Annotated in this window: 14 protein-coding genes and 2 pseudogenes; 7 read left to right on the top strand and 9 right to left on the bottom strand. The window is 70.1% G+C overall.

The window, feature by feature from the left end; translation table 11 throughout:
• Positions 1-112 precede the first annotated feature (112 nt).
• The 4 genes and pseudogenes from AB0398_RS25750 to AB0398_RS25735 all read left to right on the top strand — a co-directional run bounded on the left by AB0398_RS25750 (position 113) and on the right by AB0398_RS25735 (position 3,103).
• Positions 113-1,045, top strand: a complete 933-nt coding sequence (locus AB0398_RS25750; protein ID WP_366377992.1) for a peptidoglycan-binding protein — start codon at positions 113-115, stop codon at positions 1,043-1,045.
• 132 nt (positions 1,046-1,177) lie between these two features.
• A pseudogene (locus AB0398_RS25745) lies at positions 1,178-1,330 on the top strand (alanine racemase C-terminal domain-containing protein); the annotation flags it as partial.
• A 182-nt stretch (positions 1,331-1,512) separates the two neighbouring features.
• Positions 1,513-2,022: a hypothetical protein gene (locus tag AB0398_RS25740; protein ID WP_366377991.1), complete on the top strand. Its 510-nt coding sequence runs from the start codon at positions 1,513-1,515 to the stop codon at positions 2,020-2,022.
• 340 nt (positions 2,023-2,362) lie between these two features.
• Positions 2,363-3,103, top strand: a complete 741-nt coding sequence (locus AB0398_RS25735) for a peptidoglycan-binding domain-containing protein (RefSeq protein WP_366377990.1) — start codon at positions 2,363-2,365, stop codon at positions 3,101-3,103.
• Between the two features lie 156 nt (positions 3,104-3,259).
• On the opposite strand, the pseudogene AB0398_RS25730 reads toward AB0398_RS25735, so the two are convergent.
• Positions 3,260-3,719, bottom strand: a pseudogene (locus AB0398_RS25730) (Type 1 glutamine amidotransferase-like domain-containing protein); the annotation flags it as partial.
• A 316-nt stretch (positions 3,720-4,035) separates the two neighbouring features.
• On the opposite strand from AB0398_RS25730, the gene AB0398_RS25725 reads away from it, so the two are divergent.
• On the top strand, positions 4,036-4,914 hold the full coding sequence (locus AB0398_RS25725) for a MurR/RpiR family transcriptional regulator (RefSeq protein ID WP_366377989.1): 879 nt from the start codon (positions 4,036-4,038) through the stop codon (positions 4,912-4,914).
• A gap of 81 nt (positions 4,915-4,995) precedes the next feature.
• Here AB0398_RS25725 and AB0398_RS25720 read toward each other — a convergent pair whose 3' ends face one another.
• The 5 genes from AB0398_RS25720 to AB0398_RS25700 all read right to left on the bottom strand — a co-directional run bounded on the left by AB0398_RS25720 (position 4,996) and on the right by AB0398_RS25700 (position 10,356).
• Positions 4,996-6,285 (bottom strand): cyanophycinase, encoded by a 1,290-nt coding sequence (locus AB0398_RS25720; RefSeq protein WP_366377988.1) that lies wholly within the window; start codon positions 6,283-6,285, stop codon positions 4,996-4,998.
• 186 nt (positions 6,286-6,471) lie between these two features.
• On the bottom strand, positions 6,472-7,689 hold the full coding sequence (locus AB0398_RS25715) for a M20 family metallopeptidase (protein WP_366377987.1): 1,218 nt from the start codon (positions 7,687-7,689) through the stop codon (positions 6,472-6,474).
• Positions 7,686-8,438, bottom strand: coding sequence for an amino acid ABC transporter ATP-binding protein (locus AB0398_RS25710; protein WP_366378060.1), 753 nt, complete (start codon positions 8,436-8,438; stop codon positions 7,686-7,688). Before AB0398_RS25710 ends, AB0398_RS25715 begins: the two co-directional genes overlap by 4 nt.
• A gap of 8 nt (positions 8,439-8,446) precedes the next feature.
• Positions 8,447-9,412 carry an amino acid ABC transporter permease gene (locus AB0398_RS25705; protein WP_366377986.1) on the bottom strand — a complete coding sequence of 322 codons (966 nt, stop codon included), beginning with the start codon at positions 9,410-9,412 and terminating at the stop codon, positions 8,447-8,449.
• Positions 9,413-9,414: 2 nt separating this feature from the next.
• Positions 9,415-10,356 carry an ABC transporter substrate-binding protein gene (locus AB0398_RS25700; protein ID WP_366377985.1) on the bottom strand — a complete coding sequence of 314 codons (942 nt, stop codon included), beginning with the start codon at positions 10,354-10,356 and terminating at the stop codon, positions 9,415-9,417.
• Between the two features lie 309 nt (positions 10,357-10,665).
• On the opposite strand from AB0398_RS25700, the gene AB0398_RS25695 reads away from it, so the two are divergent.
• Entirely contained in the window at positions 10,666-12,096 is a 1,431-nt protein-coding gene (locus AB0398_RS25695) for a pre-peptidase C-terminal domain-containing protein (protein WP_366377984.1), read from the top strand.
• Positions 12,097-12,177: 81 nt separating this feature from the next.
• Here AB0398_RS25695 and AB0398_RS25690 read toward each other — a convergent pair whose 3' ends face one another.
• Positions 12,178-13,566 carry an aspartate ammonia-lyase gene (locus AB0398_RS25690; protein WP_366377983.1) on the bottom strand — a complete coding sequence of 463 codons (1,389 nt, stop codon included), beginning with the start codon at positions 13,564-13,566 and terminating at the stop codon, positions 12,178-12,180.
• Between the two features lie 294 nt (positions 13,567-13,860).
• On the opposite strand from AB0398_RS25690, the gene AB0398_RS25685 reads away from it, so the two are divergent.
• Positions 13,861-14,352 carry a hypothetical protein gene (locus AB0398_RS25685; protein ID WP_366377982.1) on the top strand — a complete coding sequence of 164 codons (492 nt, stop codon included), beginning with the start codon at positions 13,861-13,863 and terminating at the stop codon, positions 14,350-14,352.
• Positions 14,353-14,391: 39 nt separating this feature from the next.
• Here AB0398_RS25685 and AB0398_RS25680 read toward each other — a convergent pair whose 3' ends face one another.
• Both AB0398_RS25680 and AB0398_RS25675 read right to left on the bottom strand, forming a co-directional pair.
• Positions 14,392-15,039: a VTT domain-containing protein gene (locus tag AB0398_RS25680; protein ID WP_366377981.1), complete on the bottom strand. Its 648-nt coding sequence runs from the start codon at positions 15,037-15,039 to the stop codon at positions 14,392-14,394.
• On the bottom strand, positions 15,036-15,776 hold the full coding sequence (locus AB0398_RS25675; RefSeq protein ID WP_366377980.1) for a methyltransferase: 741 nt from the start codon (positions 15,774-15,776) through the stop codon (positions 15,036-15,038). The genes AB0398_RS25680 and AB0398_RS25675 overlap by 4 nt, the downstream gene beginning before the upstream one ends.
• Positions 15,777-15,889 lie beyond the last annotated feature (113 nt).

Genomic DNA, 15,889 nt, shown 5'->3' with positions numbered 1-15,889 from the left:
CCCTCTCCGAGGTCACTGGGGCCGGCAACCGTATGAGCAGAGAGGACCGTCCATGGTCTCAGCATCCATCGTCTCCGCCAGACCCACTTCCCGTCACGGAAACATGCGAGCAGTGATCACCACGCTCATCGCTTCACTCCTCCTCGGGCTGATGTCCGCCGTCCCGGCCCATGCGGCCGTTCCGGACTGGCCCCTGCTGCAGCAGGGGGCGACCGGAAACAACGTGGCCAGCCTGCAGTTCCTCCTGCGCCAGCAGGGCAGAAGCGTCACGGCCAACGCGGAGTTCGACGCACAGACCAGAAGTGCCGTGACCTCCTACCAGCAGAGCCAGGGACTCGTGGCCGACGGCATCGTCGGACCGGCCACCTGGAGCAGACTGGTGGTCGCCGTCTCCCCCGGCTCCGCCCAGGCGAGCGCCGTTCGCGCCCTGCAGTTCCAGCTCCGCAAGCACGGACATGACATCGCCGCCGACGGTATCTTCGGGGAACGAACGAGCACCGCCGTTCAGGACTACAAGGCGCAACACCAGCTCACCGGTGGAACGACCGTAGGCCCCACCACATGGCAGCACCTGCTCGGCCCGCCGCCCGACTCCAGCCCTCTGGGCACCTACGCCTTCATCATTCCCCGTACCGCTGTCTTCGACGGTCGCGAAAGCCTCCTGTGGCCCCACCACGACTACCCGGCCAGCGACATCGCGGTCGAGACGGGAACACCCGCATACGCCATCACCTCCGGCACCGCACGCCTCAACGGTGGACTCGACGAATCCTGCGGTCTGGGCGTAGCGATTGACGGCGATGACGGCATCGTCTACCAGTACTGCCATCTCGACAGCCGCAGCGTGAGTGACGGAACCAGGGTGACCGCCGGTCAATTGCTCGCACACACCGGCAACACCGGCGACTCCACCGGCCCCCACCTCCACTTCGGCATCTTCCGGCAGGGCACCTCCGTCTGCCCCCAGCAGCTGCTGATCGCCCTGTACGACGGTCTCGCCCCGCCGTCTCCGTGGTCCCTCCCCGCCTCCGGCTGCACCTCCTGACCACGGGGCGACCACCGGGAAACGATCGCTCCACGTATTTCCACCCCCAACATGCAGGGCGCACACCCCCCTTGCCGGCCACGCAACTCGGTTTGTCCGCACGGCACGTTCCCGAGGAAAGAGCCAGTACTGGAGCCGGGCGCGCAAGCCGTCCTGTTTGGGCGGGAGAACCACGGCGAGCCGACGGCCCAGAACTGGGCGGAAGCGGCCGACACCATCGTGTACGAAATCGTCACTCGGATCGGGACGCGCGTTCCGCGCGTATACGCGAACGACCGACCCTGACCCGCGGGCAGGGCATCTTCCACCCTCCGCACCACCCCATTCGTGCCTCTTCGCGTACGGCACCGGCGGACGGCAGGCGGTGCCGTCACACGACCGGGCCCACCAGCCCCCAGACGTTCCCTTCGTGCGTGGCATCCGGGCCGAAGGGGCACTCCATCCATCTCTCACCCAGGAGACTCAGCATGAAGCTCCGGTCCGTTCTGACCGCGCTGGCACTCGTCACCGGCGCACTGTTCGCGCCCGGCGTCGGCGCCCTCACCTCCGCCGGGGAGGCCCACGCGGTCACCAAGATCAGCCACTCCACCGCCACGTCGATGTTCAGCGCTTCCGGGATCACCTGGTCCTCCTCCGGCGGCTGCTCCAACCGCAACAACCCCACCTGCACCTCCTTCGACCAGCTCAACCTCGCCACCGCCCAGGGCGCCCAGACCCTCAAGAGCGCCAGCGGCTGCGGCCTGAACATCACCGGCGGCACCGAGACCGGGCACGCGGGCGGCACGTACTCCCACTGGAACGGCTACAAGCTGGACTTCAGCAAGTACACCTGCCTCGGGAACTACATCAAGAACACCTTCACCTACATCGGCGTGCGTGGCGACGGGGCCCCGCAGTGGAAGTCCGGCGCGGGCAACGTCTACGCCGACGAGGGCAACCACTGGGACGTGACCTTCTACAACTGCGGCGGCTGCTGAACCGCCCCCTCCGCCCGGTGGGCCTGCGCGGGCCCACCGGTTCGCGAAGCCACCGCGTCCGCAACCGTGAGCCATTGACCACATGTGGAGGAATGTTGCCCCCCGAAATCTCCCGCCGCACCGCGCTGCTGACAGCAGTCGGCGGCGCACTCGCGATGTCTGCCCTGCACTCCGGAGCCGCGCAGGCGGCGTCCCCTCCGGCGACGCCCCGCGCAAGGCCGTTCGTGACGACTCCCCGCGAGTCCGGTGCGCTCTACGACTCCACCGCCGTCCGGGCCGCGCACACGGAACCGTTGAACGCTGCCGTCGGCTGCGCTGCGGAACACGGAGGCAAGAGCTGATGGCCACGTTCGTCACCCGCGCCCAGTGGGGCGCCCGAACCCCGAAGAGCGTCAGCAACGCCATCACCCCCGCGCAGGGAGGCGTGGCCGTCCATCATGTCGACGCGGTCAAGGTGGCAGAGGCCGACCACGCCGACTGCGCTGCCCAGGTACGGGGCATCCAGAACTACCACATGGACAGCAACGGCTGGTCGGACATCGCCTACAGCCACCTCGCCTGTGTGCACGGCTACCTCTTCCAGGGACGCGGTGAGAACGTCCGCACCGCCGCCCAGGGCACCACTCAGGGCAATGACGACTGGTACGCGATTTGTGCCCTGACCGGCGGTACCGGCAGCGACTACGACCCCGTCACCGCCGGCCTGATCGACGCCATCCGCTACGGGATCAACCGCCTGCGGGTGTCCGGCGGAGCCGCGCAGGCGATCACCGGCCACCGCGACCACCATGCGACCGGCTGTCCGGGAAACCTGTACTCCCGAGTGCTCAGCGGCGAGGTCAACTTCGGTGGAGGGCCGCTGCCCTATCCAGGCGTTGCCTTCCGGCAGTCGCCGATCACCGTGCACGCGAGCGTGGCTACCTGGCAGTACCGCATGAACAGCGCGCACGGTTACGCCCTCACCGTGGACGGACAGTACGGTCCCGGATCCGATGCGGCATGTCGCAGCTTCCAGTCGCGCAAGGGCCTGACGGTGGACGGCGTCGTCGGGCCCGCCACATGGGGAGCGACGCTCGCCTGAAGCCACGTCCCCATGAAGGCGCCGGTGTCCCGCACAGTGGTTCGGTGCGGGACACCGGCGCGCACGTTCCGGGCGTACGGTTGGTGGCTTCGCCCTCTGGCGTCGGGTCTGTGTGGTAGAGCCGAGCCCGGGTGTGTGTCACGCAGTCGCTCAGTGGCCGTCGGCGAACAGGGCGCCGACTCCGTCCTCCACCGCCCAGCCGGCCGGAAGCGCACCGGTGGCCACGGCGTTCCGACAGGACGTTCAGCGGCACGGCTCGCTGTCGTAGTGCAGGCACACCGAGCCGGGCAGCAAACCTGCTCCGTCGGCAAGGTGGGTCGGCGGGCCGAAGGAATCGGCGCGAGAACCCTCGGTCCAGCAGTCGGCACCGCACTGATGCCGCACGGCAGGACACTGCGGTCGAGGGATTAGCGAAGCAGCCGGTCCACGCCGTGCACCCGCCGGACGACCGGCATGTCCGCGGTGCTGCCCCCACCCACGCACACCACGTCCTGAGAGCAGGAACAGCACAGTCGACGAGTTCTCGCCGGAACGACTCCAGGGCGCCCGCCTCGCCTGAACGTGACCGGAACGCCCTGGGGAACCGGTCGACGCAACGGAGAGCGTCACCGTCGCTGTCGGAACGCATGGTCCTTGTGGAAGTGCCCGGCACAATCCACGTCGTGGCCGCACCACCGGCGGCGCTGGCCGGTGTGACGCCGCTCAACGCCGTGGTCACCTCCGCCGAAACAGACAGGGAGCCACATCAAGAACACGTTCGGCTCCATCTGCGTAGTCCCTCTACCGCGCCCTCTCGGAGGGCCTGGGCAGATTCCGTAATAGGCGGTACATTTCATCTCTGAAACTCGCTGATCTGAAACGTGGACGCCGGAGGGCGCGACCCCGACGGCCGCCGTTCGCCTCGGCGATCCCATGCCACAGGAGGGAAAGCCATGAGCCCCACGCTGGCCGACGAGATCCGCAGTCGGCTTGGAGAGCTGAGTCCTGCGGAGCGCAAGGTCGCGCGGGTGCTGCTGGCGGGGTATCCGGCGGCGGTCTTCGAGACGGTTGCCACGATCGCGGAGCGCGCCAGCGTGTCGGCACCCACGGTGCTGAGGTGCGCCTCCCGGCTGGGCTACCGGGGCTTTCCCGATCTCCAGGCCGCTCTGCGCTCCGAGCTCGACGCGCGCAACGCCTCACCGATCACCCTCTACACGGCCGCAGAGACGTCGAAGCACGAACGGACGGAGGCTTCGCAGGACACCGGCACCACCCGGCTCGGCACACGCTCGTCGCTCGTGCGACAGGCCGTCGCCCAGACCTTCGACGAGATGTCGGCACACGAGTTCGAGGACGCCGTCGGCCTCCTCGCCGACCCCAGGCGTCGCGTGCACGTGGGGGGCGGGCGGTTCACACATCTGATGGCCGAGTATCTGGGCCTGCACCTGACGCAGTTCCGCGACCAGGTGAGCTTCCTGCCGCACAAGGACGTGGAGCGGGCCTCCTTCCTCACACAGCTCACCCGACGCGACGTCACCGTCCTCTTCGACTACCGGCGTTACGAGGCCGACAAGACGCTGATCGCCGAACTGGCCCGGGAGCGGGGCGGCAAGGTAGTCGTGTTCACCGACCCATGGCTCTCGCCCGCCGCCGCCCACGCGGACGTCGTGCTCATCACGCAGGTCTCCTCGGACTCCCCGTACGACAGCCTGGTCCCGGCCCTGGCGGTCGTCGAGGCCCTCGTCGCCGCCGTCCTCGACCGGATCGGCGGCAGCGGCCACGAGCGCATGAAGGAAGCGGAGAGGATCGCCCGGCGCACCGGCCTGCTGTGAGCGGCCCGCACGTCGCGGTCCGCTCGACGACGCCAAAGGAGCCGGCCCCGGGACGGGGCCGGCTCCGTGGCGTTCGGCCGGTCAGCGCGGCGCGATGTCGATGCGCAGGGAGAGAAGCGTACGGGCGTCCGTGCCGTCGCCGGTGAAGGCGGCGAAGCCGCGCGCCTTGGTGAACGTCACCGTGAACCGCGGCCCGCTCTCGAACGTGGTCGCGGTCGCGCTGCTCTGCGCGCGCGTCGAGGCGAGCGCCCGCGCGGTGGTCCGGAAGCCGTACGGGACGCCGTCGGGGTTGGCCGCGGAGAAGAAGACGTCGGTGTTGACCGGGACGGGCGCCGTGCCGACGGGCTTCAGGGGCTGCTTGGACGGGTGGACGCGCGGCGTCCATGTGCGCGCGTCGTACTGGTCCCCGTCCGTGAGGTAGCTGTAACGGGCCCGGCGCAGGGACCAGCCCTCCCCGGTTTCGTGCGCACGGGCGTCGCGCAGGTCCAGGACGGCGACGCCGTTCGGCCCCAGGACGCTGAGGTGCTCACGGGAGCTGCCCGGTCGGTCGACGACGAGGGCGGTGTTCTCCTCAAGGCCGTAGACGCGGTCGTGGCCCGTGTCCGAGGCGAGGCGCAGCGCACGGCCCTCGCGCCCGTAGGCGCCGGTGTGCGTGTCGACGAGCCCCGAGCGGAGGAAGCCGAAGCCGCCCTCGGGAAGGTGGCCGAGGCGCGTCGCGTCGTCGAAGTAGCCGGGTGCGCTGCCGTCCCTCAGCCCCTCGTACGACTCTCCGCCGGTGACCATGTCGGAGCCGGAGGCGATCTGGGCGCCCGCTGAGGACCCGGCGACGACGGCGCCCCGGGCGAGCCTGGCGCGGATGGCGGCCAGCACCTTGGAGTCCCGGTGCGCGTCGCCGCGCAGCAGGGTGGTGACGTACCGGTACTGGTCGCCGCCGCCGAAGAAGAAGCCGGTCATGGAGTTGACCTGTGCGACGACGGCGTCGGAGTCGGCGTTGGCAACGTGGTCGACGTCGAGCGGGAGCCACTGGGCGTCGGCGGCGCCGTGCCGCTTGAACACGTCGGCGTAGTACGCGCCGTTGCAGGCGGAGTTGCTGCACCGCTCGGGGTCGCCGGCGTGGGGGTCCTGGCTCTCGGGAACGGAGGCGGCCGTGATGATCCCGATGCGGGCGCCGGGGCCGCCGGCCCGCTTGATGATCTCGCCGTAGACCTGGGTGTTGCTCTCCTTGAGGGCTCCGCCGATCAGGACGAGGGACCCGGCCTGGGTCCGGGCCTTCGGGGCGTCGGCGAGGGCGGACGAGGAGACCGAGAGGAGGGAGACGGCGAGGGCGCCGGCGAGGACGGTGCGGCGTGCGGGTGCGGAAGGGACGCGCATGGTGCCTCCGTTGAGGGTCGGATGGGTGGCGGGACTGTGCGGGGGGGGTGGCCGAGGCCCGTGGCGGGCGCCTCCGGCGGCGTCGGCGCCGTACCCGTGGCGGAGGAGAGCGGAACTTCCCTCTGCCGCGCGTCGGGGTCGGCGCCGCCGGAGGCGCGGGCGTCGTTCAGGTGGTGCCGACGTCGTTCAGGTGGTGCCGGCCCTGCCCAGGGAGGCGATCAGATCGGCGAGGAGGGCGACGCGCTGCGGGACGGAGGTGACGTCGAGCCATTCCTGGGGCGTGTGGTCGGCGCCGCCGACCGGGCCCAGGCCGTCGAGGACGGGGATGCCCGCGCCGGCGATGAGGTTGGCGTCCCCCACGCCGCCGGTGGCGGCGGCGCCCAGCTCGATGCCGGCCTCCCGGGCGGCGGCGCGCGCGTGGTCGAACATCCGCCGGGAGGCGGGGGTGTCCTCCATCGGCGGGCACAGGTCGAGTTGCTCGACCTCGACCCTGACACCGGGGACGCCGGGCTGGTCGGCGGCTTCGCGGATGGCCCGGGTGACGCGCTGGATGTCGGCCGTCGTGGCGGCGCGCACCTCGATGCGCAGTTCCGCCCGGGGGCAGACGATGTTGGCTCGGGTTCCGGCCCGGACGACGCCGACGTTGACCGTCACTTCGTCCCAGTGGCCGTTGAGGGCCTGGAGGGCGACGGTGAGGTGGGCGGCGGCGAGGGCGGCGTTGGCGCCGCGCTCGGGTTCAATGCCGGCGTGTGCCGCCCGTCCGGTGACGGTGAGGCGGAAGTCGGCGACGCCCTTGCGGGCGATGACGAGGTCGCCGTTCTCGCGGGCGCATTCGAGGCCGAGTCCGAAGTGCGCCCCGGCGGCCGTCGCCTCGATCAGCGGCCGGCTGGCGGGCGAGCCGATCTCCTCGTCGGGGGTGGCGAGCAGGACCAGCTCGTCGTACGCGTCGACGCCGAGGTCGCCGAGGATCTCCAGGGCCGTGAGTCCGGCGAGCAGGCCGCCCTTGTCGTCGCTGACGCCGGGGCCGTACGCCGTGGAGCCGTCGATCCGGAAGGGGCGGGCGGCCGCGGTGCCGTTCTCGAAGACGGTGTCCATGTGGCCGGCGAGGAGGATCCTGCGTCCGCCCTCGGCCTCGGGGAGGCGGCCCCGCTTGCGGCCGACGAGGGCGTCGCCGGTCCGGTGTCCGTCGGGCGTCGACGGGAGGCGGACACGTTCCACGGTGAAGCCGATCCGTTCGAGCCTGCGCTCGATCCAGTCGGCGACTTCGTTGACGCCCCCGGCGCTGTAGGAGCCGGAGTCGACGGAGACGAGCTCCTCCAGGTCGCGCAGGTAGTCGGCACGGCGGGCGCGGGCCAGGTCCAGGAAGTCGTCGAGCCCCTCCCGGCGGCGGGCGGGGGCGCTCACAGGACCTTGGACAGGAAGGCGCGGGTGCGCTCCTGCTCCGGTTCGACGAGCACCTGGCGGGGGTCGCCGGCCTCGACGACGACGCCCTCGTCCATGAAGACGGCGGTGTCGCCGACCTCGCGTGCGAAGCCGATCTCGTGGGTGACGACGACCATGGTCATGCCGTCTGAGGCGAGCTGTCGCATGACGTCGAGGACGTCGCCGACGAGTTCGGGGTCCAGGGCGGAGGTCGGCTCGTCGAAGAGCATCAGCTTGGGCTTCATGGCGAGCGCGCGGGCGATGGCCACGCGCTGCTGCTGTCCGCCGGACAGCTCGGCAGGATAGTGGTGCCCGCGGTCGCCGAGACCGACCTGGCTGAGGAGGGCGTGGGCACGTTCCCGGGCGTCGGCGCGGGAGACGCCCGCGACCTTGACGGGGGCCTCCATGACGTTCTCGACGGCGGTCATGTGCGGGAAGAGGTTGAAGCGCTGGAAGACCATGCCGATGTCGCGGCGGCGGTCGGCGACCTCGCGTTCACGCAGTTCGTACAGCTTGTCTCCCTGCTGGCGGTAGCCGACGAGCTCGCCGTCGACGGTGAGCCTGCCGCCGTCCACCCGCTCCAGATGGTTGATGCAGCGCAGGAAGGTGGACTTCCCGGATCCGGAGGGACCGAGGAGGCAGCAGACCTGGCCGCGTTTCACGGTGAGGTCGATGCCCTTGAGGACCTGCAGGTTCCCGAAGTGCTTGCGTACGCCCTCGGCGCGCACCATGGGGGTGCTCATCGGTTCTGCTCCTTGCTGTTCTTGCCGAGCCGTTCCACCGTTCCGCCGAGGAGGCGACGGAAGGGCGAGACGTGTCCCGCGCGGGTGGTCCCGCGGCCGTAACGCCGCTCCAGCCAGGCCTGGGGCACGCTGAGGAGGGTGACGAGGGCCAGGTACCAGAGGCTGGCGACGACCAGCATGGGGATGACCTGGTAGTTCTGGGCGTACACGTCCTGGATGTTGGACATCAGGTCGTGGGCGGAGATGACCGAGACCAGGGCGGTCATCTTGAGCATGTTGATGGTCTCGTTGCCCATCGGCGGGATGATCACGCGCATGGCCTGCGGCAGGACGATCCGGCGCATGGTGAGTGCGGGCCGCATGCCCAGTGAGTGGGCGGCCTCCGCCTGGCCGGGGTCGACGGACTGGATGCCGGCGCGGACGATCTCCGAGGCGTAGGCCGCCTCGTTCAGGCCGAGGGCCAGGAGGGCGGCGATCGCCGGCGTCAGCAGCGCGTTGGTCTCGGCCTGGAAGAACGTGATGTCGGTGAAGGGGACGCCGATCTTGACGTACTTGTAGAGGGCGGCGGCGTAGCCCCAGAAGATGATCTGTACGAGCAGCGGGGTGCCGCGGAAGACCCAGACGAACGCGTTGGCGAGTCCGTACAGCACGGGGCTGGACGAGAGCCGCATGACGGCGATCAGCGTGCCGAGGGCCAGACCGAGGAGCATGGCGGCGGCGGTGAGCCAGAGGGTCGTCGCCAGGCCGTCGAAGATGAGGTCGGCGAAGAGGTAGTCGCCGACGACGTCCCAGTGCAGGTTGTCGTTCTTGGCGAGGGAGCCGATCAGTCCGACGAGGGCGAGGACCGAGGCGACGGCCGCGATCCAGCGCGCGTAGTTGCGGACGGGGACGATCTCGAGTTCCCCGGTGGGGGGCCGGTCCGTGGCGGTGGCGCTCTGCGGGACCTTGGTCGTGCCGGCCATCTTTAGTCCACCGCCGCGTTCTTGGTGGCTTCCTTCACCGCGATGGACGGGACGCCGTACTTGTTGTAGATCTTGGTCAGGGTGCCGTCGTCGATGAGGGACTGCAGCGCCTTCTGGATGGCGTCCGTCAGCTCGGGCAGCTGCTTGCTGACCGCGATGCCGTTGGGCGAGGCGTTGTAGCCGCCCGGGGCCGCGGGGTCCTCGACGAGGTCGAAGGCCTTGCCGCTGTCGGCCGTCTTGGCGACCCAGCCGGCGGCCGGCTTGGTCAGCACCTGGGCGATCACCTTGCCGGAGCGCAGCGCGAGCTGGGCGTCGGAGTCCTTGGGGAAGGTCTGGATGTCGATCTTGCCCTTGCCCGCGCCGGAACAGGCGGCCTGGTGGGACTTGAGCAGGTCGAGCTGGTTGGTGGCGGCCTGGACGGCGACCTTCCGTCCGCACAGGTCGTCGAGGGTGGTCACCTTCGCCGGGTTGCCGTCGCCGACGAGGATGCCGGAGCCGGACTGGGAGTAGTCGACGAAGTCGACCACCTTCTGGCGCTCCTTGTTGTCCGTGATGGCGGACATCGCCACGTCGAACTTGCCGGCCTGGATGGCGGGGACGATGCCGTCGAACTTCTGGGGGGAGAAGGCGAAGGTCACGCCGAGCTTGGCGCCCAGGGCCTGACCGAGGTCGTAGTCCAGACCGGTCAGCTCGGTCTCGCCCTCCTTCACGTACATCTCGAAGGGCGGGTAGGGGACGTCGGTGGCGACCCGGACCTTGCCCGCCTTTCTGGTCTGCTCCGGCAGCATGTCGTGCAGGGCCTGGTCCTTCACCACCTCGACCCCGGCGACCGAGACCCGGCCGTTCGCGACGGGAGCGGGGTCGGAGTCTCCGCAGGCGGACAGGGACAGGAGCATGGTCGCCACGACGGCGGCGGCCGCGGGGCGCGCGATAAGAGTGTTCATCACCTGGAACCTCTCGGTGGTTTTCTGCCGGCGGAGTCTGATCGCCAGGCACTGCTGCGAAGTTACAGAGGAACCCATTGAAAGGCTAGATGTAAGTCTCATTACGTTCATGTAACGAGGTTTTGAGCCTTGCCAGAAGAAGGTTTTGGGTGGTTTTGGCGCGTATTTTTAGCCCAATCCTGTCGGACGGCGCACTGTTTCGGACTTACATCTTCCCGGCTACGAGCATTACTTGTATGTTCCGCTACCAATCCTGCGGCCCACGTCTGGCGGCCGCAGCACCGAGTTCGCCCCTTCTCAGGAGTGCACATGACGCACCGTCCCTTCAGGGCCCCCGCAGCAGCCGCTGTCGTCCTCACCGCGATGGCCTCCGCATTGGTGGCGCATCAGCCCGCGCAGGCGGCGGCCGACCGGATCCGGCTCGGCAACGCGTCCGACGTCAGCCGCAGCGCATGGAACGGCCCGGCGTTCACGATGAACGGAGCCGGCGGCATCGTGACGGCTTCGATGACCCGGGCCATCGACGAGATCCGCGGCGGCACCGGGGCTCTCGACGTGGTCGTCCTGGCCGGGTCGGCGCCGACCTCGGGGAGCAAGACCCCGGAGTGCGACACGATCACGGGGTTGGGCGGGGTCAACTCCTGTACGACGTGGACGCTCACCGCCGCCGCCGACGGGAACAACAGCCAGCTGAACACCGACGTCCGCAACGCCGAGTTCGTCTACTTCGCCGGCGGCGACCAGTGCCGCTACACCGCATGGAAGGGCACCGCCTTGGAGGCCTCCGTGGAGGCGGTCGTCGCCAAGGGCGGCGGTTCCGGTGGCGGCAGCGCGGGCCACCACATCAACAGCCCAATCGTCTATGACGCCTGCAACGGCAGCATCACCAGCGCGGAGGCTCTCGCCAATCCCTACGACCGGTACGCCAGCTTCACCACCGGCATGTTCGAATGGGCGAACTACGGAGCCGTCATCAACGACTCCCACTTCGTGACCCGCGACCGCATGGGCCGCACCATGGCCTTCCTCGCACGCGCCGTGAAGGACGGTCTCGCCCCCGGAGGCTCCGCCTGGGGCGTCGGAGTGGAGGAGGGCGGCGGATCTCTGTTCCTCGACCGCAACGGCATGGCGACGCAGTACGGCAAGGACGCCTACGTCGTCCTCGCCGACCACCAGCCGGAGCAGGCCGTCGACCGCAAGCCGCTCACCTACAGCGGTTTCAAGATCTGGCGTCTGGCGCCGGGCTCCACCTTCGACTTCAAGAACCGCCCCGCCTGCGGCTACTACCTGCGCAGCGTCACGAACGGCGTGGCCGACGCCAACCTCTACAACGGGACGCCCGTGGCCGACTGCGGCACCCAGGGCGGTGGGTCCACGATCACGGAGAGCGAGCCCAACGACGCCCGCGACACGGCCGACGACGCCACCGCACTCACCTCTCCCGGCACCCTCACGGGCAACATGAAGTCGACCGGCGACCGTGACTACTTCAAGGTCTCCGTGGCAGCCGGACAGGGCGTCTCGGTGAACTGCGCCGTGCCCTCCGCCTACGACGCCGACGTGTACTGGCTCGACGCGAACGGCAGCACCCTGACCCGCTCGGTGAATGACGGGGCGGGCACCGACGAGTCCCTGTCGTTCACCAGGACCGCGACCGGGGCGGGCACCTACTACCTCGACGTGGAGGCCTACAGCGGCTCCGGCTCGGCCGCCTACGCCTGCACCCTCACCAGAAGCTGAGGCAGTCGAGTCCCGCGGGACCCCGCACAGGCGGCCGGGCCCCGCGGGCATCCCGCACCGCACGTGGCGTCCCGGCAGGGCTCAGCTCGGCCGGGCGAGGCGCCACGGATCGAGCAGCTCGTCGAGTTCGCCGTCGGTGAGCAGCTGCTCGCGGGCCGCCAGCTCACGGACGGACACCCCCGACTCCCGGCACTCCCGGGCCAGGGCCGTGGACCGCTGATAGCCGATGACCGGGTTCAGAGCAGTGGCGAGGCCGGCACTCCCCTCCACCAGAGCGCGCAGGTGCTCCTCGTTCGCCTCGATGCCGGCGACGCAGCGCTCGGCCAGGAGCCGGCAGGCGGCGGCCAGCCGGTTCGCGGAATTGAGCAGGTGGTGGACCATCAGGGGCTCGAAGGCGTTCAGCTGGAGCTGACCCGCCTGGGCCGCCGCACAGACGGCGGCGTCCATGCCGATGACGTCGAAACAGACCTGGTTCACGGCTTCGGGCACCACCGGATTGATCTTGCCCGGCATGATGCTCGACCCGGCCTGGAGCTCCGGCAGCCGAATCTCACCGAGGCCCGCTCCGGGGCCCGAGGCCAGCAGCCTGAGGTCGTTGCAGATCTTGGACAACCGTACGGCGAACTGGCGGAGGGCGCCGGAGAGCCGGACGAATCCGCCTATGCCCTGTGTGCTCTCCACCAGGTCTCGGGCGGGACGGACCGGCACGGACGCGACGGCTTCGAGGCGGGTGACCGCCAGACGGGCGAAACCCTCGTCCGCGTTGAGGCCGGTACCGATCGCCGTGCCCCCGAGGTTCACTTCCAGAAGGGAAGCCGCTGCCAGGCTGATGAAGTCGGCGTCGTCCCGTACGGTGAGGGCGAACGCGTCGAACTCCCGGCCCAGCGTCATCGGCACGGCGTCCTGCAGTTGAGTGCGTCCGAGCTTCACCGTCTTCGTGAAGCGACCGCCCCGTTCACCGAAGGCGTCGCGCAGCACGGTCATCGCATCGAGCAGCCGCCCCGCAGCGGCGTACACCGCCAGCTTGGCCGCCGTGGGATACACGTCGTTGGTGCTCTGGGACCGGTTCACGTCGTCATTGGGGTGCAGGTGCTCGTAGCCGCCCCGCGGGTGCCCCAGGATCTCAAGCGCCCGGTTGGCGATGACCTCGTTGGCGTTCATGTTCGCAGAGGTGCCGGCACCGCCCTGGAAGACGTCCACGACGAACTGGTCGTGGAGGCGGCCCCCACGGATCTCCCGGCACGCCGCCACGACGGCCCTGGCGCGTTCCTCGGAAAGAGTTCCCAGCTCCAGGTGGGCCAGTGCGGCCGCCTCCTTCACCGCGGCCAGTGCGACGACGAGCTCGGGATGCGACGAGACGGGGATGCCCGTGAGGGGGAAGTTCTCCAGCGCGCGCAGGGTGTGAATGCCCCAGTACACGCCTTCCGGCACCTCTCGCACACCAAGAAGATCACGTTCTTCGCGTCGCATGTCCCGCCCCTCGCTGTCGGCACGGGCGGCTTGCGCCACCCGACAGGAAGTATCGTTCATTACAGATAGTGCGCGCAACACCTTTAACGAATCACACATTACGATGTGGGGCTCAGAAGGCCGCGCGGCGGTCCACCGCCATCGGCGGTCCCGCCCGGCTGGAAGGGCGAGCAGCGTGCCGGGAAGCGGGCCCGCATCGCAGAGCAGAGGCTCTCCGGCGGAATCTGCTCTCGCACGGCCGTTCTCGCAGCTCCACCGGCTCGCCACGCAGGTCCGGCGGTGAGGACGTCGAGGGTGGGGAACAGCTCGCCCGACATCAGCGCGTCCGGTTCGACCACAGGCACGCGGGCGAAGCCGACGCATGCCGCCCGGCGGGTCCTTGGGGTGGGCGGGATCGAAGCCGACGAGGTCGCCATGATCGGCGGCGGTGCCGGAGCCGAGCGGGATAAGAACCGGCCGGGTGAGGGCACTGGCCGCGGTCGGTGCACCGTTCACGCCGGCCGGGGCGGCAAGACCGGCTTTCCCGTAAGCGCCATCGGACTGCCCCGCTCGCGACAGGCCTCGCCACGGCCACCGCATCCCTCTCTCGAACCAACACTGCGAGCCCTCTGGATCCGGGAGCGGCACAACGTCTTCCACCGGCTGCGCAGAGCGGACCGCCAGCCCTACCGCGGCACCCTCAAGCCGCTGCTCGAAGCTCACGCCGAGCACCTGGCCAAGGCGATCGGAACGGTCCGTGGCAGGGACGGCGACGGCAAGTCCGCGGCTCCCCCGCATACCCGTTGATCTTGTCCCGGGTAAAGAGGGTGCTTCCCGGAAGTGCCGTCAGGCGTGCGCTGCGGTCGCCCCGATGTCGGGGTCGGCGGTGCGGGTTCGCCTGCGGCGGCGGACCTTGGCTGCGGTCAGGATTGCGGTGGCAGTCAAACCGGCGGTGACGGCGAGTGCGGGGCCGCCGAGGGCGATGGCGTGCTGGATGGATGTGGCCGCGGCGTATCCGGCGCCGGCTTCCGCACCGGCCCACAGGGGTGCGGCGAGCAGGCTGTAGGGGGCGATGCTGCGGTAGGGCATCCGGGTGGCGCCTGCCAGGTGCGGGGCCAGGGTGCGTACGACGGGTACGAACCTGGTGAGGAAGACGGCCTGGCCGCCGCGTCGCGCCATGAGGGCATCGGCGCGCTGCCAGGCGCCGGCGGGGATGCGGCGGCCCAAGCGGCCGGTGCGCAGGCGGCTGCCCAGCAGGTGACCGGTGCGGTGGCCGAGGGCGTCACCGGTCACGACCGCGCACGAGGTGGTGGCGATGACCAGGATGAGGTTCAGCTCGCCGGCGCGGGCCAGCGCCCCGGCGGTCAGCAGCAGGGTCAGGGTGGGGACGAACGCGCCGATCAGTAGTACGGATTCGGCGAGCACCGCAGCGGCCAGGAGTGCGTAGGCGGTGGTCGCGGGGACCTGGCTGATCAGAGTGGTCAGCGCGTTCATCGGCTCGCACCGACCGTGGTGGCCGACGAGACCGCCGGGACTGTGGGGGTGGCCGAGGGGGCAGGTCGGCGCAGCTGCCAGACCTTGGCCGGGGGCAGGTTGCCCCACACGCTCCAGCAGCCGGTGGCATACCGGCGCTGGTAGCCCGCCAGGACGTCTTCGACGGCACGGTGGCGGCGGGCTTCGGCGGGGAAGGCGGTCAGGGTGCGGGCGTAGCGGGTGCCGCGGTAGGCGAAGTAGGTGAGCGTGCCGCCGGGCTCCAGCAGTTCCAGGTACCGGTCCATGATCGTCTCGACCTGGGCGGGGGTGAAGTTGGTGAAGGGCAGGCCGGAGACGATCACGTCGTAGCGGCGGCCGGTGTCGAGGCGCTCGACAAGGGTGTGGTGGACCCGGACCCGCTCACATTCACCGGCCAGACGCGGGTGGGAGCGGACGAGGCGGCGCAGCTGGGCGGCGAAGCGGGGGTTGGCCTCGACGATGTCCAGCCGGCTGCCCGGGGAGAGCCGGAGGATGAGGGTGCGGGTGACCGAGCCGGTTCCCGCGCCCACCTCCAGGACGTTCAGGGGCCGTGCGCCGTGCTCGTCCACCGGGTCGGTGAGCAGGCGGCCCAGGGCCTTGCTGCTGGGGGCGATGGCACCGGTGGCGCGCAGGTCGCGGGCTGCTTCGATGAGGAACATCCAGCCCTCGGCGTTGCGCTGCGCGAGGACACGATCGTGTGAGGTGGTCCAGTTGTCCATGGCTTCGACGCTAAGGACGGGCTCATCCCTGTGGATCGTCCCTTGTGCGACCGTGCTCCCCTACGAAAGTAGGGGGTCGCCAGGGCAGAACGTCGGCGGTGGAAGCAGCGGCC

Origin of the sequence: Streptomyces sp. NPDC086147 (genome assembly GCF_040702165.1) — a bacterium.
Taxonomy (GTDB): domain Bacteria; phylum Actinomycetota; class Actinomycetes; order Streptomycetales; family Streptomycetaceae; genus Streptomyces.
Note: the sequence above shows the minus strand (reverse complement) of the source record. Positions and strands in the feature narration are given on the sequence as shown.

Bases quoted from the DNA above. Each gene is read 5' to 3' on its own strand.
- AB0398_RS25740 (WP_366377991.1), top strand. From the start codon at position 1,513: ATGAAGCTCCGGTCCGTTCTGACCGCGCTGGCACTCGTCACCGGCGCA.
- AB0398_RS25735 (WP_366377990.1), top strand. From the start codon at position 2,363: ATGGCCACGTTCGTCACCCGCGCCCAGTGGGGCGCCCGAACCCCGAAG.
- AB0398_RS25725 (WP_366377989.1), top strand. From the start codon at position 4,036: ATGAGCCCCACGCTGGCCGACGAGATCCGCAGTCGGCTTGGAGAGCTG.
- AB0398_RS25720 (WP_366377988.1), bottom strand. From the start codon at position 6,285: ATGCGCGTCCCTTCCGCACCCGCACGCCGCACCGTCCTCGCCGGCGCC.
- AB0398_RS25710 (WP_366378060.1), bottom strand. From the start codon at position 8,438: ATGGTGCGCGCCGAGGGCGTACGCAAGCACTTCGGGAACCTGCAGGTC.
- AB0398_RS25705 (WP_366377986.1), bottom strand. From the start codon at position 9,412: ATGGCCGGCACGACCAAGGTCCCGCAGAGCGCCACCGCCACGGACCGG.
- AB0398_RS25700 (WP_366377985.1), bottom strand. From the start codon at position 10,356: ATGAACACTCTTATCGCGCGCCCCGCGGCCGCCGCCGTCGTGGCGACC.
- AB0398_RS25695 (WP_366377984.1), top strand. From the start codon at position 10,666: ATGACGCACCGTCCCTTCAGGGCCCCCGCAGCAGCCGCTGTCGTCCTC.
- AB0398_RS25690 (WP_366377983.1), bottom strand. From the start codon at position 13,566: ATGCGACGCGAAGAACGTGATCTTCTTGGTGTGCGAGAGGTGCCGGAA.
- AB0398_RS25680 (WP_366377981.1), bottom strand. From the start codon at position 15,039: ATGAACGCGCTGACCACTCTGATCAGCCAGGTCCCCGCGACCACCGCC.
- AB0398_RS25675 (WP_366377980.1), bottom strand. From the start codon at position 15,776: ATGGACAACTGGACCACCTCACACGATCGTGTCCTCGCGCAGCGCAAC.